Below are 18,450 nucleotides of genomic sequence, written 5' to 3' on the forward strand. Positions count from 1 at the left end.
ATTTTATCTCTTTTTAAATGATCCTAAATTTATATAAGGTTAGCGATTCAAGGGATTATGCATCCCTGCATGATCTTCGTAGGACTGTACGCTGTGAAGATAAATCAAAGTGGTACTCACATCCTGATGGCCGGCTAAAAATTTCAGATCAACCAGCTTTACCCCGGCTTTGGCCAGCATGGTGAATGCCGTATGCCTTAAGGCATGGGCACTGATGACTTTATCCCCATGGCTGATACCCGCTTTTTCCACATATTTTTCAATCATGTACTCTATCGACCTGGTGGTTAATCGTTTATTTTCCCGGACCTGATCCCAGCGGATCACAAGACCTCCCTGGGAAACCTGGTACCGAAATCCCACAAAGAGCGGTGTGGCAGATTCAAAGTTGATATTGCAATGCTCCATCCATTCATCAAAGGCCTGAAGAGCTTTCCCATTTAAAATGATATCAGTATCAGCCCGCCTGCCGATCTTTCCTTTTCGGTCCCTGATCCATAACTTTTGCTGACCTTTTACCCGTTCTGTTTCAAGATCCTGGTATGTCAGTTTGCAGACTTCGCCTACCTGCAAGCCATAGGTGAGCATGAGCCTCAAAATGGCATAGTCCCGTTTTCCGATAAGGGTTCGCCGGTCCGGTTGTCGCATTATTTTTTTTGCTTCCTGGCTGCTTAAGACCGTGTAATATCCTTAAAATTCTGAGATTGATTGACAAGGGCTCGAATTTTCCACGCCTGTTTTTCCGTGATACTTTCGAAAATTGGTTTGCTTTTGCTTAAAATCTTCATTTTTCCTTTTGTTCTGCCCTTATATAGGGGGGGCTTTTTTCTGCATCACCATTGGTGGTTATGCAGTGGTGATGCAAAAAAAATATGCATCACCACTCTTTTTGAGGCTCTTGTATCTCTAAATCTTAAATAAAAACAAAAACTTAATTTAAATAAAAAAATAAAGTGGTGATGATGGTTATGCACTTTCCAAGAATGCTCCGCCCAAAATATTTTATATTTTATCCGGGTCATCATTAGAGATCTCCATCAACTTTTTTTTCCAGTAAGTGTCTATATTGCCCCCTTGATATCTTATGTCTGATACTCACCGTCCAACCGGCCTCTTCCAAAATAGATTTTGAGTTGGACAACCGTGAACCCAAAACGCCTGGAGCTGCAAAAGGGTTGGGGATATTTTTGTTTTTGGAAATCATGCTGAATGCAGTGCATAGCTCCTTTGCGGTTGCGAGAAAGCTTATTTTAGAAATTTCACCTGTAATCTCTCTGGCAATCTTAACTGATTGAATTCCATAAAATTCCACAAAGTCATCCCTTTTTAACTGGGCACATTCAGAGAATAAAATTTCCATATCAAATCCCTGTTCTTCTTAATTTCGGTTTTCAGCAGGGTTTCCCCAGGGAATTCTTTGTTCTGGAATTCCCGTTTAAAATGGATGTCAATGGTCCGGGAAATCAGTTCAGATTCAGTGAAAGGTTCAATGGACGTGGTAATGACCTGAGTTTTATTCTCTTCATATACATTTCCGGAATTGGTATTGCTGTCCCGCTTCTGGTTCATGGCACCGGTGGCGCTTACCAGCAGGAAATTAACCATATCTTTTGTCCGGTCCGCCTTTTCCAGGTTGTCCGGGATGACGACCGGGCTTTTGACGGCTTCAGACCGGTAAGATGCAACAGAACCCATGGACACGCAATCTGAGCCCATGATCAGATAAGAGTTCAGGCGGGCCGCAAAGGATTTGGCCGCGCCTTGATCTCCGGAAAGCTTGGTGATGCCCCTGGCCGTCGTCACAAACTCCAGGAGCGGGGTATTCATGACCCGGGCCGCAATATAATATTTGTTTGATTCATTGCAGGCCAGATTATCAAGGATGGTCTCTTTATATTTTTCCATGCCTTCCTGGATGTTGGCGTCGGGCAGATAATGAATGGGCTCCATCCTTGGCGTGGTTTCTAAAAGTACCCGATCATCATTGGCCCCGTTTTGGATCAGCTCAATACTGCCGGCGTGTATCCTGGCGATGTTGTTTTGCTCATTGTTCAGGTCATAATAGATGATTTCTTCAATCTCATTGGTGTGTATCCATCCCATGGTGGTGGTATGCTTGCCATCTTGATAGGCCTTGGCCCGGAGTACTTCAAGAATGCTTTTGGTGCCGTTGTCGGCATAGTTAAGGCTGGCGGTTCTGTATAGCAGCGATTTGAAGGCGATATTGTTTCCAAGTTCATAGATGGCGTTCTCATAAAACAGCCTGCAGTTTTCACCGTTCACGAAAAAACCGCCCAGGCGATTGAAATAATCAAAGACCACCTCTCCAATTTCATTGGTGCAATTGTTTATTTTTGCTTCTTGGAACATGGCCTTAACCATACGAATGATTTTACTCAGGGGCTTGAAATATGGCTTGGCCTGGCCTTTTTTCACCCATTCCTTCAGGTATTGGATCTGCTTATCTGATATCTGTCCAATGACGGCTGCAGCCTGGGTAAAATTACCTTTGCCGTATACTGATAAAAGGTCATTTTCCCCTTCCACCAGAACAACCTGGTTGCCGTTAAACGCTTTCATGTTAAAAAAAAGAGCGTCATTCAGCCGGTGTTTACTGGGGAGCTGGTAGTTATATTTTTTCCGGGGATCCTTAACGGAAAAATGGTAGATCTTACCGGCCTTATCTTTGTGGGGATAGATATAAACATTCCAGCCAAAGAAATCATGGTATCCGCCTTTTTTATACGGCACAACCAGGCCTGAGTTTAAGATATCCTCCATGGAAAAATTCTGTTTCTGAAGTTCGGCAAGCAGCTTGCCGTCCGTATGCCCCACCCGGAACTCTTTCAGGGTCTGATCTGAATGGCTCTGGACCTTTCTTTGATACTCCAGGGCACGGGGAGTACTGTAAAGGACCTTGGCATAATAATTGGCTGCAGCCTCAAATATCAGTTTGCCCGTGGAATTCTCATCCTGGTCCCCGTCATGGTCCGGGCCATGATTCCAGAGTTCATAATTGTGTGCCTGGGCAAGATCAACCAGGGCTTCATGTGGGCTGCAGCCCTTCTCTTTAATTACAAAGTCAATGATACTGCCCCCGGTTTTATCCCCGCATTGGTGGCAGTTCCAGGACCGGGTATCCGGATATATCCGGAAACAGTCATGACCACTGCAAAAAGGACATTGTGAAAGATCATAGGCCTTTCCTACCTTTTTAACCGTCCCACCTGTACGCCGCGTGATTTCATTTGTAATATCCACCTGGTTCTTTATTGCTTCAAAATCGTCCTTCATTTTGCTTTGTCGCCTTTCCTGATCTATGTCCTGTTAATCCTCTTAACCTCTAAAAAAACAAAGGCCGGATAAAAGATATCCCGGTATGGATACCTTTTATCCGGCTGGGTGGTTATGATTGCTCCTTGACAACCTGGGGCATTGTTACTATTTTAGAGTTGTCCTGTGGATCAACACTATTTTTTGAAGCCGCTGTCTCTGCCTGGTCAGCGGCTTTTTCCTTTTCCCGTTCAGGCACCGGTGAGGACTTGGAAAACAAATCCTTCAAGCTCATAAAATCATCCCGAACAACCTTTGCTTTTGGGTATTCATCGCCAAAGGCGGTAATCACGGCGTTGAGCTTTTTTATGGCATGATGAATTTCCCTGGCAGTTTCTTCTTTAGATCTATTAAACCGTCCATATCGTATACCCTCGTATTCGCATTGTGCGTCAGTGATAATGGATTCCGGGCTTTGGTCAAATTTTGAGACAATCTCATCAATTAATCCTTCCTGCTTTTCAATGTACAGTTCAACGATTCTGTTCAAGCTGCTCCTATAGTCTGATGCATCTGCAAAGCCGTTTTCGAATACTTCAAGGTCAGCATGTTCCATAAGGACTCCAAGTGTCTTTATGGCAAGATTGTGGCCCAGCATTTCATTTCTGAATTCATCAATATCAAATCCGGTGAATTTTTCTGGTTCAAAAGTTCCTGTAAGCAAGATATTTCTCCTCTAATACTCAAATACTTTTACTGTCTGTCTGTTGTTATTTGGCCGTCATTCCGGATAAAGGTCATGACGACACGTTATTAATATGTTTTACGGTTTTGGCCCGCATGGATAAAAACTCCCCGATGGTAAGCTCTTTCCAGGTTTTTCCAGGGGGCAGGCACGAAGTCATTCCGGCGGTTGCCCATTGGGGCATATCTGCTATCTGTCCTATCTGGATAGCGATTTCCACAAGTTCCTTGTGTTGCTTTTCACACATTTTTTATTCCCTCCTGTCTGGCCGACCGCCGCGGATCACGATCAATGGGTGTTCAAATCTCTGATATTGTTTGCCAAAACATGCTTATTGGTCCGGTAAATTTCTGAGATTGCCTGGTAAACTATTCTTTTTAACCGGGGAATCATGATCAATGGTTTTTGTGAATCTGTGAAAATTATATCCCCTGCTTTTCTTGATACGGGATTGAAACTGCCATCCAGGAACAGGGACAATGGACTTTTTAAAGGTTCTGATCAGGCCCGCTGCCAGGGTATTCACAGTCGTATATGGATTGGTGATGCCCTTATGCTTTTGGAGCCAGTTAAAGGCGTCCAGGAGATCTTTGGCTTTGTTGACAAAGGAAACCTCCTTGACCGTGCAGAATTCATCCAGGGTATGGGTGAAATTAAGATCTGGCATGGGAGTCTGTTTGCTCAGGTTGGCAAGGTATGCATCCACCAGGGCGTTTAACCTGAATACAATGTCATCGCCGGATTCAGTGGGGTTGCGCTTGTACAGTTCAAGTGCATCCCGGGTCATGGCCTGCAGCTGGGGAAAGGCGGCAAGGTCGTCAAAGTTGCCATGGCCCCTGTAAATTCGCTTGGCTTCATCCATGGCCTGTTTTTCCATGGTCAGGAGCGCTTTCCTGGAATTGAGTTCAGCCTTTATGGATGCTGCCTTTTGGTTTAATTCTTTAGGCCGTCCCTGACTTATCTTTACAAGCTCCTGTTCCATTGCGTTGAAAGCGGCGATATATTTCAGTTTGAATTTGAGAGCCTTCTCCCCGGTAAAGCCCATGGTAAGCAAAGCAAATCCATCTCTGCCCATTTCATACATATTGTATGTCTGGCCATTTTGAGGATGGATATAAGGGGTCTCCTGAAAAAACGGGACACCCCTTGTGATGAGTTCTCTAATGTCAACCAGAACATGATCATGTCTTTTGCTGAAAGTTTCTGCCACTATCAGGGACGTTGTGATGGGTTTATTATTTTTTGCGATTACAAGATCAGTCATTTTTCACCTCTAATGCCGGGTTCTAAAATAGTTTTTTGCAACTTGCTTTTGCGTTGTCCAAGCCTTGCTATCGGTGAAAGATTTTACCAGGAGCATGTATCCCGTGGCGGTTAAAAAGATCATTGGGTTACGTTGGCCAGTTTCAGGACCGCGGTGGCAATTTATCCCCGCAATTAGATTTCTATGTTCTTCATAGGCCACCCGGTAGAAGTCTTCATTTTCAATAAATCGCTTTTTATTATAATGAAAATTTCCTCTTGCTGTTCCATCCGGTCTTTCATGAACCAGGTCCATCATTTTGAAAGTGATAACGGGTTGGTCCATATAAAGAATTCTGAAAAGGTCGTGACCTTCAATCTTGTGGCAAGCGTAGGGGGGGGCAGATCCCTGCCAGCTCATCAAAGGACGAAAGGAAAAATAATCTTGACATTTTGTAGCTTAAAAGCTACTTTTAATTAAATGGAAACCACTGAAAGATTCATACAAGAATATATCACCGGGGAAGGTAAAAACCCTTTCAGAGAATGGTTTGATTCCTTGAAAGATATCCGTACCCAGGCAAAGATTGATGTGAGGCTTGGGAGATTGCGCCTTGGTAACTTTGGGGATACAAAAAGCTTAGGGAAGGGCGTATATGAATTAAGAATCCATTTTGGCCCTGGATACCGCATCTATTATGGCCTGGAAGGAAATAAAATTGTTATCTTGCTTTGTGCCGGTGATAAAAGCAGCCAAAAAAAGGATATCAAAAAGGCAGTAACCTTTTGGGAAGAATACAAAGGAGAAAAATGATGGCCACTGTAAACTATCAAGAAGGGCTTTTGAAACGATTACAGGACCCTGAATATGCCTCTGAATACCTGAATGAAGCATTAAAAGAAGGGTCTCAGGAAATGTTCATGCTGGCGCTCCGTGATGTGGCAAAGGCCAAAGGGATTTCACAGGCCGCCAAGGAAGCGAATCTTAACCGGGAAACTATGTACAGGATGTTATCAGAAAAAGGAAATCCAAATCTTTCAAGCCTGAATAAATTATTGGATACCCTGGGGCTTACATTGACTATCGGGAGAAAAGAAAGCGCCGCATAAAGGCTATACAGGTTACCAGGTGAATGAATAAGAGTTGACCAGGGGAAACCTTTAAAAAATGGAAACGAAGTGATTAAGATGATAACGAAAACTTTCCCTTTTGACATTTCAGAACATCTTGAAACGGATGAGGATATCCGTGGTTTTCTGAAAGAAACAGCAAACACCGGTGATAATTCGGATTTTATCCATGCATTAAATATTGCCGCTAAAGCAAGGGGTATGACCGAAATAGCCAAGCAAGCAGGCGTTACCCGCGCCAGCCTGTACAAATCCCTCTCTGAGAATGGTAACCCCAGGTTCGAGACCATCAGCAAAATAATTAATGCCCTGGGCTGCAAGCTGGTCATTGCTTAAAATGTCAAACATAATCCAGGTCACAGAATCAAACGGCAATGTTTTTAAGGATATCGGCTTTTCCCGGGAACAATCAAACAAGCTTGCCACCAAATCTTATTTGATGATGCAGATTGAGTCTCTCATTAAAAAGAAAGGTATGACCCATGACCAGGCCTCAAAGCTAATGGGTGTGTCCAGGCCCTGTGTCAGTGATGTAATGCGGGGAAGGATTGATAAATTTACCATTGGCGCCCTGGTGGATATGTTGACCAAGGCTGGGCTTCGTATTTAAGGCCGGTGTCACTGTTGTTTTCCTTTTGGGTATTTTGTGGATCATGTATGATCTTTAAACTTATTTGTGGATCATAAAATTAAAAATATGATCCACAAATCCATTTGTGGATCATACATGATCCTTAAAGAATATCTTTTCCTTCAGCAATATTTATCAATTCTGTGAATGCATAGATTGCCGGAGTCCTCCCGCTGGATTCCCTTAAGACTGTGAAAAGGCCATTATCCCGGAGTGTGGAGAGAATCCGTTTTGCCGTGGGAGTGGGGATCTCTTTGATGCCGGTGAAATCCGTTGACTTGAAAATGGGTCTTGAAAAAATGAAATCCAAAGCGTGGATGGCGTATTGTGAATGGGTCAGATCCACTATCTGGTTTTTTTTGAACTCATAAAGAGACAGTATTTTAGCTGCCTTTACCTGGTTCTCAAGGGCCTGTATTTGAATGGCTTTAAGGAAGAATACACACCAGCCGGTCCAGTCATCATCCCTTGATATTGCCAACAGCCTTTCATAATATTCTTCCCGGTTTCTCTCAAAATAGGCGCTTATGTAAAACATCGGCGATTGGATCAAGCCTGCTTTATGCAGGAAGAGGGGAACACACATTCGCCCAAGCCTTCCATTACCGTCCAAAAAAGGATGAAGGGCTTCAAATTCAGCATGGAGGACCGCGAGCTGAACAAGAATGTCCGGAGCTTTTTCATGAATGAACCTCTCCCATTTTCCCATTGCCTCATCCAGCTTGTCTGCTGATATGGGGATGAATTTGGCTTCATCAATGGGGCAACCCGGTGGGCCTATCCAGTTTGGAATTCTTCTGTACTCTCCTGGAGATTTGCCCTGGCCCCTGACTCCTTGAAGCAAGGTCCGGTGAGCGCCTTTAATAACACGTTGACATAAAGGCAAATCTTCTAACAGCTCGGTGGCATGCCACATTCCCTTCCTGTAGTTCAGGATTTCGTTGATATCGGCTTCCTTGTCCCGGGAAAGCTCTTTTGACTCCCCTTCAGCCTCAAATTCCAGGACTTCTCCCATGGTAGCCTGGGTGCCTTCAATCTTGGACGAAAGAACCGCTTCTTGGGTGCTAAGCGGGCTTAAAAGAACCCCGGCGTTGGGAATCGCTGAAAGTGTTCCGTCATACCTTGCCAAGGCTGCATTTGCCGGTCCGATCAGTGGAATCAGAATCGACCAGTCAATATTGTCAGGCGGGAATTTTCCGTAATGGTAGTTCACTGGAGACGTCAATTGATTTTTCCTTTCAAGTCAAAATATCTTTTCGATTGCGGCAAGGTAAAAGATTATGCCGATTTTTTCAACACATTGTAAATGGTGGCCCGGCTGACACCATATTTTTTAGATAATTGTGTGGGGTTCATCCCTGTCTTGTGTTTGATCTTGATTAATATTTTTTGATCATCCGTAAGGGACGGCTTTCTGCCCAGGTGCTTACCTTTGGCTTTGGCGGCTGCAATCCCGGCCAGTTGCCGTTCCTTCCTGAGATTAGTCTCAAACTCTGCAAAGATTCCCAACATTTGAAGAAATGCTTTTCCGCCAGCGGTGCTGGTATCAATCTTCTGGTCCAGGATTTCCAGGGCAGCACCTTTATCATTCAGGAGTGCAATGATATTAGTTAAATCGTTCATATTCCGGGCTAATCTGTCCAGTTTCCAGACCACAAGCTTATCCCCCTGGTCGATCATATCAAGCAGAAGGTTCAGCACTTCCCGGTTCTTTGCCGTGGTCCCTGACTTTTTTTCCTGCCGATAAGTTGCATTCGGATAAGCTTTTTTTAATGCTTGTTCTTGTAAATCTGTATTTTGATCAAGTGTTGATACTCTGGCATATGTGAAAACTGTCATGGTAGCCCCCTGGTTAAAGTGTTCTTGTTGAGCTGTCAGAAACATCTTAAATATTTCTATAAAACATGTCAATAATTTAAAAAACAACCTTTATAACATAGGTTTTTGATATGTTATAAAGGTATACTTTGTTGACACGCAAGCCGGTAATACATTTTAGCAAGAGTTGTTAATGTCGCCTAATTTATAAAATTTTTAAGGGCAGTCATATGACTTGTGTTAAGTGGCAGGCGGGTAAAGGTGACAAACATCTTTGCAACCATCACCCGCAGCAATATTTTTACAGTATGGTCAGGCTAAATGCCTTCTAAAATACTAATGCCTTTAGCCTGGCCATCTTGAACAACATTATTGAGAGGCGGCAAACTAAAAATAGCTTGATAAAACCTCTGACCGGCATACGTAACGCCTCCAACCGGATATAAACCTTTATCAATTTCACGATTTACTGACTTTTCAAGGTCTTTCAACCTGATTTCTTCGACAATTTTATACATTCTGTCCTCTCAATAATAATTTTTTCATCGTTAATCCATATCTACAATTTTAACATTTGGTTTGGTGGTTTTCTTTTTAACATGGGTTAAAATTAATTTTTTTACGGGTTCCGGGTCTTTTAAACCATAGGCATGCTCACCCTCTAAAAATTTTTTTAGATCCTTGGAGGTCTTGAAATCAATTTTCTTGGTAAAAAACCGGTCGAACAGCGAGCCCACCTCCTGGGAAATCTCCTCCACCTGATCGTCACAAACATAAGTTTCCCTGAAGGTGATCGTTGAAGATCCGGAAACGGCTTTCAATTGCACTGTGGTGGTTCCTTCACGCCTTCTTTCAGCAATGCTGATCGATTCTTTTTTAACTGTTTCCAGTTCCTGTTTGATCTTTTTTAATTTTGCGTCCAGGCTCAATCCTTTTTTTACCAGTTTTTGGATCTCCACTTCTTCAGCCGGTAGATCATATTTTTTCCCTTGAACCTGGGTTCTTTTTAATCCTGATGTTTTGGCCATAATTTTCAAACTCCTGTTTTTAAGTCTATTCTCAAATCAGCTGTTGTATCGGTCGTGACTTTTGTTTCTTTCCAAAAATGCAATTAACTCCGGATAAGTGACACGTTTATGGGTTCCAATAACAAAACTGTCCAGGGAATTAGGTATCCTGGGTTCATTGCTGTTTGACAATGATGGTTCATACGCATGAACTAATCTATGAAATGTCATAGAGCTTATGTCAAGTATTTTGCAGACCTCACCTGACTTATATACAGCCTTGCTGGGTGTCTGGTTAAGCGCCAAAAGTTCTTTCAATGTTTCTGTACCGTTTCCCATAAATGTGAACCTTTCTATTCAGTTTTAATGATTTTCCGGATGTGCTCTATTGTCAGTGCAATTACGCGCTTTTCCCCGGGAAGATCGTTGATTGTAATACAGTATTCATATATCTGCTCAAATGCGATTAATCCTGGCAATTTATCCTCCAAGTAGTACGGAAAAAGTATGGATAAAGTCTCATAAAAAAACTAATATTTTTCTAACATATTGAAATTATTATAAATAAATTCAATATGTTGGGTTGGGTTATTTTTTTTAAAAGGAGTTTGACTCCCCCCCCCACCCATCAAAATAATTTTTATCTGGATTTTCCAGATAGGGAATGATGGGCGCATGAAAAAAAAATGCATCCCGGGTTATCCCAGGTGATCTCGTAAAATTCCGTGAAATCCCGGTTAAATTTATTTTGCATGCTCGAATTTGCTTGTAGATACTGGATATCGTCTGAGTGCAAAGAATCTTTTCTTTTCTGCTATATCTGTAATTGGAATTTATGCCCTCATGTAATAATTTTGCATTAGAAAAATAATCTGTAAAAAGATCACATGTAAAAACTTTACGATGTTTTAACCACGATACTCTAAAACAAACTCCTGAAAGCACTATTAATAAAGGATTACAGAAGAATAGAACGTAATGTTTTATAGAGGTTAAAACATAAAAGTTCCAGTTTGTTTTTAACTTAAAAATCGCTTTAAGACCCCAATTGACAAGGGTATTAAGCGTTTTAGCGGTTTCCTTTATTCGGATAATATATAAGTTTGAGAAGTCCATATAAAAAGCTTTGGAAACCCTCATCAATAAAGGCTTTATGGAAGTGGTTAAAACTTTTTGGCTGTTTTTTAAAACTTTTAATGCTGCTATAGCCTGAAAGCCTTTATTGACAGTTGTCTTCACGTTTTTGTTTATGGTCCGATTAAAAATAGGATTGGTAACAAGGCAAGTCTGCTGATCAAATTTAAGCGTAGGCCAATGGCTAAAAACTGCTATAAAATTGCCCGTCTGATTTACCAAAAGTTGACCACCCACTTTCTTGAGCCTTTATTGATAAAGGTTTGGGGATGAGGTGACGGGTTCAAATCCCGTCACTCACCCCATTAACTTTCTTTGATTTCAATAGCTTATCCTAATTTTTTTATCCTCTTGCACCTGTTGAACTGTTTTGGTTCCCCCTGAATGGCATCATTTTTATCAGGAAGCATATACCGTTTGAAAGCATCTGAAACGTGGCCTGTGCCTTCCCGTTGGATCTGTGCCTATGTATTTGCCGGTGCTTATGTGAACTTTATGACAGAAGAGGAAGACGACCGTGTCGTATTGGCTTATGGCTCAAACTATGCTCGACAAGCTGTTACAGAACTAAAAATATTTTCGCAAGACTGCCACATGTGCTAATACCTATTGTAATGGACAACCGCATGTTGTGATAAGATTTGCAAATTGTTCATTCCGTAACAGTCTGTCGATGGAACAGGCCCATGATCGGAGTGAATTGCGCATCAATTCCAGGGGAACTATATGAAAGCGAGTTTTTTGGCCACAAAAAAGGAGCTTTTACCGGTGCCATTTCAGACAGGGCCGGTCGATTCCAGGCAGCCGACGGCGGAACTCTGTTTTTAGACGAAGTTGGAGAAATCCCACTTACCATGCAGGGAAAACTGCTCCGGGTTCTGCAGGAGGGGTTGTATGAAAGAATAGGAGAGGAAAAAACCAGAAAAGTTGATGTCAGAATAATCGCTGCCACAAATAGAAACCTTGAAAAAGAAGTTGCAGCAGGAAGTTTTCGCAAGGATCTATATTACCGGCTGAATGTCTTTCCCATTGAGGTTGTTCCCCTGCGTGAAAGAAAAAAAGATATCCCTCTTCTTGCCCGGCATTTTTTAAACATAGTGTCGGGAAAAATGAATCTTCCCGTACCCTATTTGACTGAGTTAAATATCAGGGAGCTCATGAATTATGACTGGCCGGGAAATGTACGGGAACTGCAGAATGTAGTTGAAAGAGCCGTCATCACGTCCAAATCCGGTTGTATTCTTTTTTATTTGCCTGGGAACTCTTCAAAAGTTAAGCATGATGAAGGCGGACTAAGATCTTTAAGAGAAGCACAGGAAAGTAAGACGGTTTTTACAGAAAAACAGATAAATACAAAGATCAGACAAAATATAATATTTGCCCTGGAACAATGTAACGGAAAAATATATGGACCAAATGGAGCAGCAAGTCTTTTGGGCTTAAGACCCACAACCCTGACATCAAGGATCAGCCGTTTTAAAATAAAAAAAGATGAACTTTGCTTGGACCAAAGAGTTATGTCTCAAGGAAAAAAACATAAATGAATCCAGCAGGAAATTGGAGGTTTTTTAGGTCGGTTTGTCCTGGTCAAAGGCAGAAAGATGAGGGTATACGGAACGTTGTCTCTCCAGCCTTTTTCTGTCGGGCAGCCCGGATTATGACAATGGACAGCGGGAGTTTTTTCAAGTCCTGGTCTTGCTCAAGGGTTAGGGAAAAGTATGTAATGTCCGAAGCAAAATAGATACCGTACTAGTTCAGAAATGATAATATTTTTCAATTTACGATATCAGATTACATTGTTAATGTGTGTTAAATTGCATCTTTGATGCCTAAAAGCAATTAATGTTACAATATTTGTACTGTATAAAAACGTATTGTCTTAGAATAAGCAGTAGGTTATAGTGTTACTTAATTGGTACTTTAATTTGATAAAACCATTTAATGTGTACAATAGGTAGCTTTATGATGTTTGAAAAAATGTCGCCAGTCGCAATTGCCGGGCAATTAGGGGAGAGACTAAAACAAGCCAGGCTGAATGCCGATTTAACACAGGCTGAACTGGCATCAAGAACCGGTTTAAACAGGAGGACTATTTTGAATGCTGAGAAAGGTAACGTCCAATTAAAAAACCTGATCGCAATTCTGATAAGTCTTGGCATGGTTGAGCAAATCAATGTGTTTTTACCGGTACAGGAAATCTCTCCTTTACAGTTGGCTAAACTAAAAGGGAAAAAACGGCAGCGAGCTTCAAGATCTCAAAAAAGAAAATCCCAAATAAGTGAAGATAAATCTTTATGGTAATCGAAATCGTAAAAGTAAAATATAGAGAACAGGATGTCGGTGCCATAAGTTTTAATACCAAAACAGGTGTTGGCGCATTTGAATTTGAATCTCGCTTTATTAAGTCGGGTATTGAGCTTTCACCTGTAAAAATGCCTTTGTCTAAAAAGATTTATTCGTTTCCGGAGAATAATAACGAAACTTTCAAAGGATTACCCGGGATGATTGCAGATTCTTTGCCTGATGATTTTGGTAATGCAGTGATGAATGCCTGGATAGCCGGTCAGGGGAAATCTACAACAGACATCACCCCATTGCAGCGTCTTCAATATACAGGAAAGCGTGGCATGGGAGCATTAACTTATTCTCCGGCAATCCAGCGGAAAAATCTGAACAGGTCACAACATGTTGACATTCAGTCTTTAATTTTCATTGCCCAGGAAATCTTGGACAAACGGGAACAATTCCAGGTAACGCTTGGACCACAAGGCCAAGAAGATAAAGAAGCTATGACGGCACTGTTATCTGTCGGTACGAGTGCCGGTGGTGCCAGACCTAAAGCAGTGCTTGCATTTAACAGTGATTTTACTCAGGTGAGGTCGGGGCAAACCAATGCGCCTGAAGGTTTTACTCATTGCGTGATGAAGTTTGACGGTGTCAGCGAAATTCATAAAAATAAAGAAACATTTGGTGATCCATTGGGATACGGCACAATGGAGTATGTTTATCATCTCATGGCCAAAGCTTGTGGAATAGACATGATGCCCTGCCGGTTGCTCAACGAAGGGAATCGACGTCATTTCATTACTCAGCGGTTTGACAGGAAAGGCAACCGGAAAATACATGTACAAACATTAAACGGTATTGCACATGTTGATTACAAAAAGGTCGGCTCGTTTTCATATGAAGAATTGTTTTCACTTGCAAGAGAACTCAAGTTAACTCCGGATGATGCAATACAAATATTCAAACGAATGGTTTTTAATATTGTTGCACGCAATCATGACGACCATTCTAAAAATTTTGGATTCATGCTTGACAACCAAAACAAATGGCAATTGGCACCAGCCTATGATTTGGCTTACAGCTACAAGCCTGGAAGCCCGTGGGTAAGCAGTCATTGGATGAAGCTCAATGGAAAGAGAGACAATTTTATCCGCAAAGATTTTTATAGCCTGAAAAAAATAAGCCCTATATTTACCAAACGTAAAATTGATCATATCATTGAAGAAATCATAGAGCATGTTTCACAATGGGATGACCTGGCCGTTGCACAGGGTGTTCCACAATCATTAATCAAATCAATAAGCAGCAACTTGCGGTTAAAATTTTAGAATGGGTTGACAGGTCAAGTCTATATTTTCCCAGAAATGAAAAGGTATTCAAAAGGTATAATGGATATGAGGTTGAGGTTTTACTTTGATAAATCTGGCATGATGGAAAATCCTTATCCTCCTAAAAAAGAACAAAAAATCATTGTATCTTACATCCAAGCCCAATTCATCAAAATCGATAAGGCCATTGCCATACAGGAGCAGATGATTGAAAAACTCAAGGAATACAAAGCCACGCTGATCAACTCCGCCGTGACCGGAAAATCAAGGTGCCACAAACAGGAAAAGCAAGGGCCGTGGCATGACAGAGAGATAAGCTTATGACAGATGACAGCCGCATACAGATCTACCGGGTGGATGTATGGTTTGAACAAGAGACGGTCTGGCTGACCCAGCGCCAGATGGGTGAGGTGTTTGACACCACGCCGGAAAATGTGCTGATGCATCTGAAAAATATTTACAAGACCGGGGAGCTTGAGCAAAAGTCAACTGCTAAGGATTTCTTAGTGGTTCGCACGGAAGGCACACGACAGGTCAAACGAAAGCTCAAGCATTACAATCTGGATGCCGTGATTTCAGTTGAGTATCGGGTGAATTCAAAACGGGGGGTGCAGTTCCGTATCTGGGCCACGCAACGGCTTAGGGATTATCTCGTCCAGGGCTATACCATCAACCAGCAGCGGATTAAATCCTTCTGGCGGCAAGCGATGCTGCATTCAAGTCTGCAATGCAGCAAAGCTTGAGAGAAATTGTAGATGGATAAATTTCAAACGGCATGAAACATCAATCAAATACATACATAAGGGCAGCAGAAAATACGATATTAGAGAAATGATTTCAACCCCAATGAATAAAATTGAGAGGGACTTTTTAAAGCGTTAACCAGGACAGCGAGCGCAGGGCTGTTAACAGCCCGCTGCATTTAGACAAGCTTGTGAGCTTAATATTAGATTAGGAATAAAACTATGACAACACAAGAAACTATTAAGAAAACAGGGGATTTTATTAAAAATTCTGCGACAATCAAAATATTCTCCATCGGACTGCTAATCATGATTCTTCTAATTCCAACATCAATGATAACATCTATGATGAGAGAGAGGGAATCAAGAAGAGATTCTGTTGTCCAGGAAATAAACCAAAAATGGGGAAATAGCCAGATTGTTACCGGACCGTTTTTCACAATACCATATAAATCTTTCTATAAAGACGAAAAAGATAAGATAAAATTCAACATGCATTATCTTCATATTCTGCCTGAAAACCTTAATATTTCTGGGAAACTATATCCGCAAATCAGATACAGAAGCATTTATGAAGCTGTCTTGTATAATGCTCAAATCCAAGTAAATGGTAATTTCACGATTCCTGTATTGAGCCAGTCTAACATTGACGTAGAAAATGTACTTTGGGAAAAAGCAATTTTTTCTATTGGTATCACCGACATGAGAGGCATTCAAGACAATATAAAGATAGTTTTTAACCAAGACAATTACAAAGCAAATCCAGGATTAAAAACAACTGACATTGTATCATCAGGCGTTCATTGCTATATTCCTCTTTTAGAAACTAAAGACACCAACTCCTTTTCCTTTCAACTCAATTTAAACGGCAGCGAAGTAATTCAATTTGTGCCGTTAGGTGAAACAACGAGCTTGAAACTAAAATCAAATTGGCCGTCACCAAGCTTTAACGGGGCTTATCTTCCAACAAACAGAGAAGTTTCAGACAAAGGCTTTTCCGCTGACTGGAATGTTTTGCACCTGAACAGAAATTTTCCTCAATTATGGATAGGCAATCAATATAAAGTTAGTGACACATCTTTTGGTTTGAAGTTACTCATTACTGCGGACATATATCAAAAATCCATTAGGATATCGAAATATGCAATAATGTTTATAGTCTTTACATTTTCAGCTTTTTTCTTGTCAGAAATTATCAACAAAAAGAGAGTTCATCCCATTCAGTATATTTTAATTGGACTTGCCGTTATATTATTTTACGTTCTGCTGCTTTCAATTTCTGAGCATCTGAATTTTGATATTGCTTATATATTATCGGCTTTTGCAATAACCACTACCATAACTGCTTATTCTAAAGGGATTATTAAGAACAATCATTTCACATTAACAGTCTGCGGCGTATTAATAATCCTATATTCATATTTATACATTGTTCTTCAATTAGAAGACTTTGCCTTAATTATGGGCAGCATTGGACTATTTGTCGTATTAACAACAATAATGTATATAACAAGAAAAATTGATTGGTATTCTTTGGATAAAGATCAAATTTAATAATAATCAAATCCAATAATAATCTAAAAAAGGGGTGGGGAGGGCTGCTAAGAAGCGTAGCGGCCTTATCGGGTATTTAAAGTTAATTCAAACCATCAAAAAACACCGGACTCTTCGGTGATTTAGGGGGGCACGGCGGTTAAACGGTTTGGTATAACTCTTTGAAAAAAATGATAAATGAACAGATGACTGTGCATAATTCAAAAGAGAATTCACATATGGAAAAGAACACAAAAGATGATCTCGAACAAATTTTTAAAAAATATTATTCAGCCCATAGAGAAGGCAAGCTTTTTGAAGCGGAAAAAGGCTATCAGGAAATATTGAAAAAAAGGCCTGACTGGGGTCAGGCGCTAACTGCGCTTGGATCACTATACCTGGACCAAGATCGGCCGGATAAGGCAAAACCAATATTTGAAAAAGCTGCCAATCTCAACCCTCCTGATTTGTCGGCATGCTATAGTTTGGCAAGGCTGAAACAACTGGAGAATGATCATCAAGGAGCCATAGCTATTTACAAGGTTATGCTGGATCAGCAGCCGAATGCCGGTATTGTATGGAATAATCTGGGTATCGCATACCGGGAAATAGGGAGGCCAAATGATGCTTTATCCAGTTTTCAGGCGGCAGTAAGGTTTGCTCCACAAATGGCAGAAGCTTGGAACAACCTTGGCGTGACACAAGATGAGCATAATCTGACACAAAATGCTTTGAATTCATACAAAAAGGCCATTGAAATACAGCCGGATTATGCATCCCCCCACTTAAATCTCGGAATTTCTCTTCAAAAGTCTGATCAGTTAAAAGAAGCTGAAGAACACTACAACAAGGTGCTTAAAATACAGCCGGAAAATAAAACAGCAAAATTCATGCTCCAAAGCATCGGGGGCATAGAAACACCTGATGCTGCACCGGTAGAACATGTACGCAGTATTTTTGATCAGTGTGCCCAAAATTTTGAAGCCATCCTGGTTGAAGAACTGGAATATAAAACCCCTGAACTCCTTTTTAATATCGTGCGCCCCTATTTGACTGAACAGATGACTATTCTGGACCTTGGCTGCGGCACAGGTCTTGGCGCTCAGCTTTATCAGCCTTTTGCGAACAGTCTGACAGGTGTTGATGTATCGGCAAAGATGCTTGAAAAGGCATCTGAAAAGAAAATTTACAACCGACTTGAAATTTTTGACATCCTTCAGGATTGGGTTTTCCCTGAAAAATTTGATCTGATATACAGCTCTGATGTGTTTGTATATTTTGGGAATTTGGATACGATCATCAGATCCGCATCTTCATACCTTGTTAACGGAGGGAAAATTGCATTTTCAGTAGAGAACCTGAAAGATGATAGTGCTGAGTATCAACTTTTTCCCAGCGGCCGCTATGCACATTCACAAAAATATATTCAGGAGTGCCTGAATCGGAATGGATTACAATTAATAGAAATAAACAAAGCTGATGTCAGGAAGCAGTCTGGAAATCCGGTCAAGGGATTGTTGATTGTGGCACAAAAAAAATAAGAGGTGAACAGATCAGGAGATATCATACTTAATTAAAT

General features: G+C 41.2%; 24 protein-coding genes and 1 pseudogene. 12 read left to right on the forward strand and 13 right to left on the reverse strand.

From position 1 onward, the window contains the following. Positions 1 to 39: 39 nt before the first annotated feature. The 7 genes and pseudogenes from TOL2_RS06795 to TOL2_RS25955 all read right to left on the reverse strand — a co-directional run. Positions 40 to 666, reverse strand: a pseudogene (locus TOL2_RS06795) (tyrosine-type recombinase/integrase); the annotation flags it as partial. 358 nt (positions 667 to 1,024) lie between these two features. Further along, a complete protein-coding gene (locus tag TOL2_RS06805; protein ID WP_041279328.1) occupies positions 1,025 to 1,360 on the reverse strand; it encodes a hypothetical protein in 336 nt (111 codons plus the stop codon). Next, on the reverse strand, positions 1,327 to 3,294 hold the full coding sequence (locus TOL2_RS06810) for a CHC2 zinc finger domain-containing protein (RefSeq protein ID WP_014956776.1): 1,968 nt from the start codon (positions 3,292 to 3,294) through the stop codon (positions 1,327 to 1,329). The genes TOL2_RS06805 and TOL2_RS06810 overlap by 34 nt, the downstream gene beginning before the upstream one ends. A 112-nt stretch (positions 3,295 to 3,406) precedes the next feature. Then, positions 3,407 to 3,997: a hypothetical protein gene (locus TOL2_RS06815; RefSeq protein WP_014956777.1), complete on the reverse strand. Its 591-nt coding sequence runs from the start codon at positions 3,995 to 3,997 to the stop codon at positions 3,407 to 3,409. A 73-nt stretch (positions 3,998 to 4,070) separates the two neighbouring features. Continuing rightward, a complete protein-coding gene (locus TOL2_RS06820; protein WP_041279330.1) occupies positions 4,071 to 4,265 on the reverse strand; it encodes a hypothetical protein in 195 nt (64 codons plus the stop codon). 84 nt (positions 4,266 to 4,349) lie between these two features. Next, positions 4,350 to 5,282 carry a Rha family transcriptional regulator gene (locus tag TOL2_RS23510; RefSeq protein ID WP_014956778.1) on the reverse strand — a complete coding sequence of 311 codons (933 nt, stop codon included), beginning with the start codon at positions 5,280 to 5,282 and terminating at the stop codon, positions 4,350 to 4,352. Between the two features lie 9 nt (positions 5,283 to 5,291). Beyond that, entirely contained in the window at positions 5,292 to 5,681 is a 390-nt protein-coding gene (locus tag TOL2_RS25955) for an ORF6N domain-containing protein (RefSeq protein ID WP_051012300.1), read from the reverse strand. Between the two features lie 60 nt (positions 5,682 to 5,741). Here TOL2_RS25955 and TOL2_RS06835 point away from each other — a divergent pair, with 60 nt between their 5' ends. The 4 genes from TOL2_RS06835 (at position 5,742) to TOL2_RS06850 (ending at position 7,001) form a co-directional block, all read left to right on the forward strand. Next, complete coding sequence (locus TOL2_RS06835) at positions 5,742 to 6,074, forward strand: type II toxin-antitoxin system RelE/ParE family toxin (RefSeq protein ID WP_014956779.1); 333 nt, start codon at positions 5,742 to 5,744, stop codon at positions 6,072 to 6,074. Further along, positions 6,071 to 6,370 carry an addiction module antidote protein gene (locus TOL2_RS06840; RefSeq protein ID WP_232508085.1) on the forward strand — a complete coding sequence of 100 codons (300 nt, stop codon included), beginning with the start codon at positions 6,071 to 6,073 and terminating at the stop codon, positions 6,368 to 6,370. The genes TOL2_RS06835 and TOL2_RS06840 overlap by 4 nt, the downstream gene beginning before the upstream one ends. A gap of 78 nt (positions 6,371 to 6,448) precedes the next feature. After that, complete coding sequence (locus TOL2_RS06845; RefSeq protein WP_014956781.1) at positions 6,449 to 6,727, forward strand: addiction module antidote protein; 279 nt, start codon at positions 6,449 to 6,451, stop codon at positions 6,725 to 6,727. A 1-nt stretch (position 6,728) separates the two neighbouring features. Continuing rightward, positions 6,729 to 7,001 (forward strand): helix-turn-helix domain-containing protein, encoded by a 273-nt coding sequence (locus TOL2_RS06850; protein ID WP_014956782.1) that lies wholly within the window; start codon positions 6,729 to 6,731, stop codon positions 6,999 to 7,001. Between the two features lie 124 nt (positions 7,002 to 7,125). Here the strand turns inward: TOL2_RS06850 and TOL2_RS06855 are convergent, their stop codons facing one another. From TOL2_RS06855 to TOL2_RS06880, 6 genes are all read right to left on the reverse strand, one after another. Beyond that, positions 7,126 to 8,247, reverse strand: a complete 1,122-nt coding sequence (locus tag TOL2_RS06855) for a Fic family protein (RefSeq protein ID WP_014956783.1) — start codon at positions 8,245 to 8,247, stop codon at positions 7,126 to 7,128. A 53-nt stretch (positions 8,248 to 8,300) separates the two neighbouring features. Next, complete coding sequence (locus TOL2_RS06860) at positions 8,301 to 8,861, reverse strand: recombinase family protein (protein WP_014956784.1); 561 nt, start codon at positions 8,859 to 8,861, stop codon at positions 8,301 to 8,303. A 296-nt stretch (positions 8,862 to 9,157) separates the two neighbouring features. Further along, positions 9,158 to 9,358: a hypothetical protein gene (locus tag TOL2_RS06865; RefSeq protein WP_041279332.1), complete on the reverse strand. Its 201-nt coding sequence runs from the start codon at positions 9,356 to 9,358 to the stop codon at positions 9,158 to 9,160. Between the two features lie 30 nt (positions 9,359 to 9,388). After that, positions 9,389 to 9,868 (reverse strand): hypothetical protein, encoded by a 480-nt coding sequence (locus TOL2_RS06870; protein ID WP_014956785.1) that lies wholly within the window; start codon positions 9,866 to 9,868, stop codon positions 9,389 to 9,391. A gap of 36 nt (positions 9,869 to 9,904) precedes the next feature. Beyond that, complete coding sequence (locus tag TOL2_RS06875) at positions 9,905 to 10,186, reverse strand: MerR family transcriptional regulator (protein WP_041279334.1); 282 nt, start codon at positions 10,184 to 10,186, stop codon at positions 9,905 to 9,907. A gap of 258 nt (positions 10,187 to 10,444) precedes the next feature. After that, positions 10,445 to 11,218 (reverse strand): hypothetical protein, encoded by a 774-nt coding sequence (locus TOL2_RS06880; protein ID WP_041279336.1) that lies wholly within the window; start codon positions 11,216 to 11,218, stop codon positions 10,445 to 10,447. Between the two features lie 180 nt (positions 11,219 to 11,398). Between TOL2_RS06880 and TOL2_RS24600 the strand changes: the two genes are divergently transcribed. The 8 genes from TOL2_RS24600 (at position 11,399) to TOL2_RS06920 (ending at position 18,412) form a co-directional block, all read left to right on the forward strand. Beyond that, on the forward strand, positions 11,399 to 11,584 hold the full coding sequence (locus TOL2_RS24600; protein ID WP_148278071.1) for a hypothetical protein: 186 nt from the start codon (positions 11,399 to 11,401) through the stop codon (positions 11,582 to 11,584). Positions 11,585 to 11,667: 83 nt separating this feature from the next. Next, positions 11,668 to 12,525, forward strand: coding sequence for a sigma 54-interacting transcriptional regulator (locus TOL2_RS25750; RefSeq protein WP_014956787.1), 858 nt, complete (start codon positions 11,668 to 11,670; stop codon positions 12,523 to 12,525). A 418-nt stretch (positions 12,526 to 12,943) separates the two neighbouring features. Beyond that, a complete protein-coding gene (locus tag TOL2_RS06895) occupies positions 12,944 to 13,282 on the forward strand; it encodes a helix-turn-helix transcriptional regulator (RefSeq protein WP_014956788.1) in 339 nt (112 codons plus the stop codon). Continuing rightward, positions 13,276 to 14,595 carry a type II toxin-antitoxin system HipA family toxin gene (locus TOL2_RS06900; RefSeq protein ID WP_014956789.1) on the forward strand — a complete coding sequence of 440 codons (1,320 nt, stop codon included), beginning with the start codon at positions 13,276 to 13,278 and terminating at the stop codon, positions 14,593 to 14,595. The genes TOL2_RS06895 and TOL2_RS06900 overlap by 7 nt, the downstream gene beginning before the upstream one ends. A gap of 99 nt (positions 14,596 to 14,694) precedes the next feature. Continuing rightward, positions 14,695 to 14,919, forward strand: a complete 225-nt coding sequence (locus tag TOL2_RS06905) for a restriction endonuclease subunit S domain-containing protein (RefSeq protein WP_014956790.1) — start codon at positions 14,695 to 14,697, stop codon at positions 14,917 to 14,919. Next, the gene (locus TOL2_RS06910; protein WP_014956791.1) at positions 14,916 to 15,338 is read left to right on the forward strand and encodes a virulence RhuM family protein; all 423 of its coding nucleotides are present in this window, start codon (positions 14,916 to 14,918) and stop codon (positions 15,336 to 15,338) included. The genes TOL2_RS06905 and TOL2_RS06910 overlap by 4 nt, the downstream gene beginning before the upstream one ends. Before the next feature lie 222 nt (positions 15,339 to 15,560). Beyond that, a complete protein-coding gene (gene creD / locus TOL2_RS06915; RefSeq protein ID WP_014956792.1) occupies positions 15,561 to 16,892 on the forward strand; it encodes a cell envelope integrity protein CreD in 1,332 nt (443 codons plus the stop codon). Positions 16,893 to 17,110: 218 nt separating this feature from the next. Beyond that, positions 17,111 to 18,412 carry a tetratricopeptide repeat protein gene (locus TOL2_RS06920; protein WP_232508086.1) on the forward strand — a complete coding sequence of 434 codons (1,302 nt, stop codon included), beginning with the start codon at positions 17,111 to 17,113 and terminating at the stop codon, positions 18,410 to 18,412. Positions 18,413 to 18,450: the final 38 nt, after the last annotated feature.

The organism is Desulfobacula toluolica Tol2 (assembly GCF_000307105.1).
Taxonomy (GTDB): domain Bacteria; phylum Desulfobacterota; class Desulfobacteria; order Desulfobacterales; family Desulfobacteraceae; genus Desulfobacula; species Desulfobacula toluolica.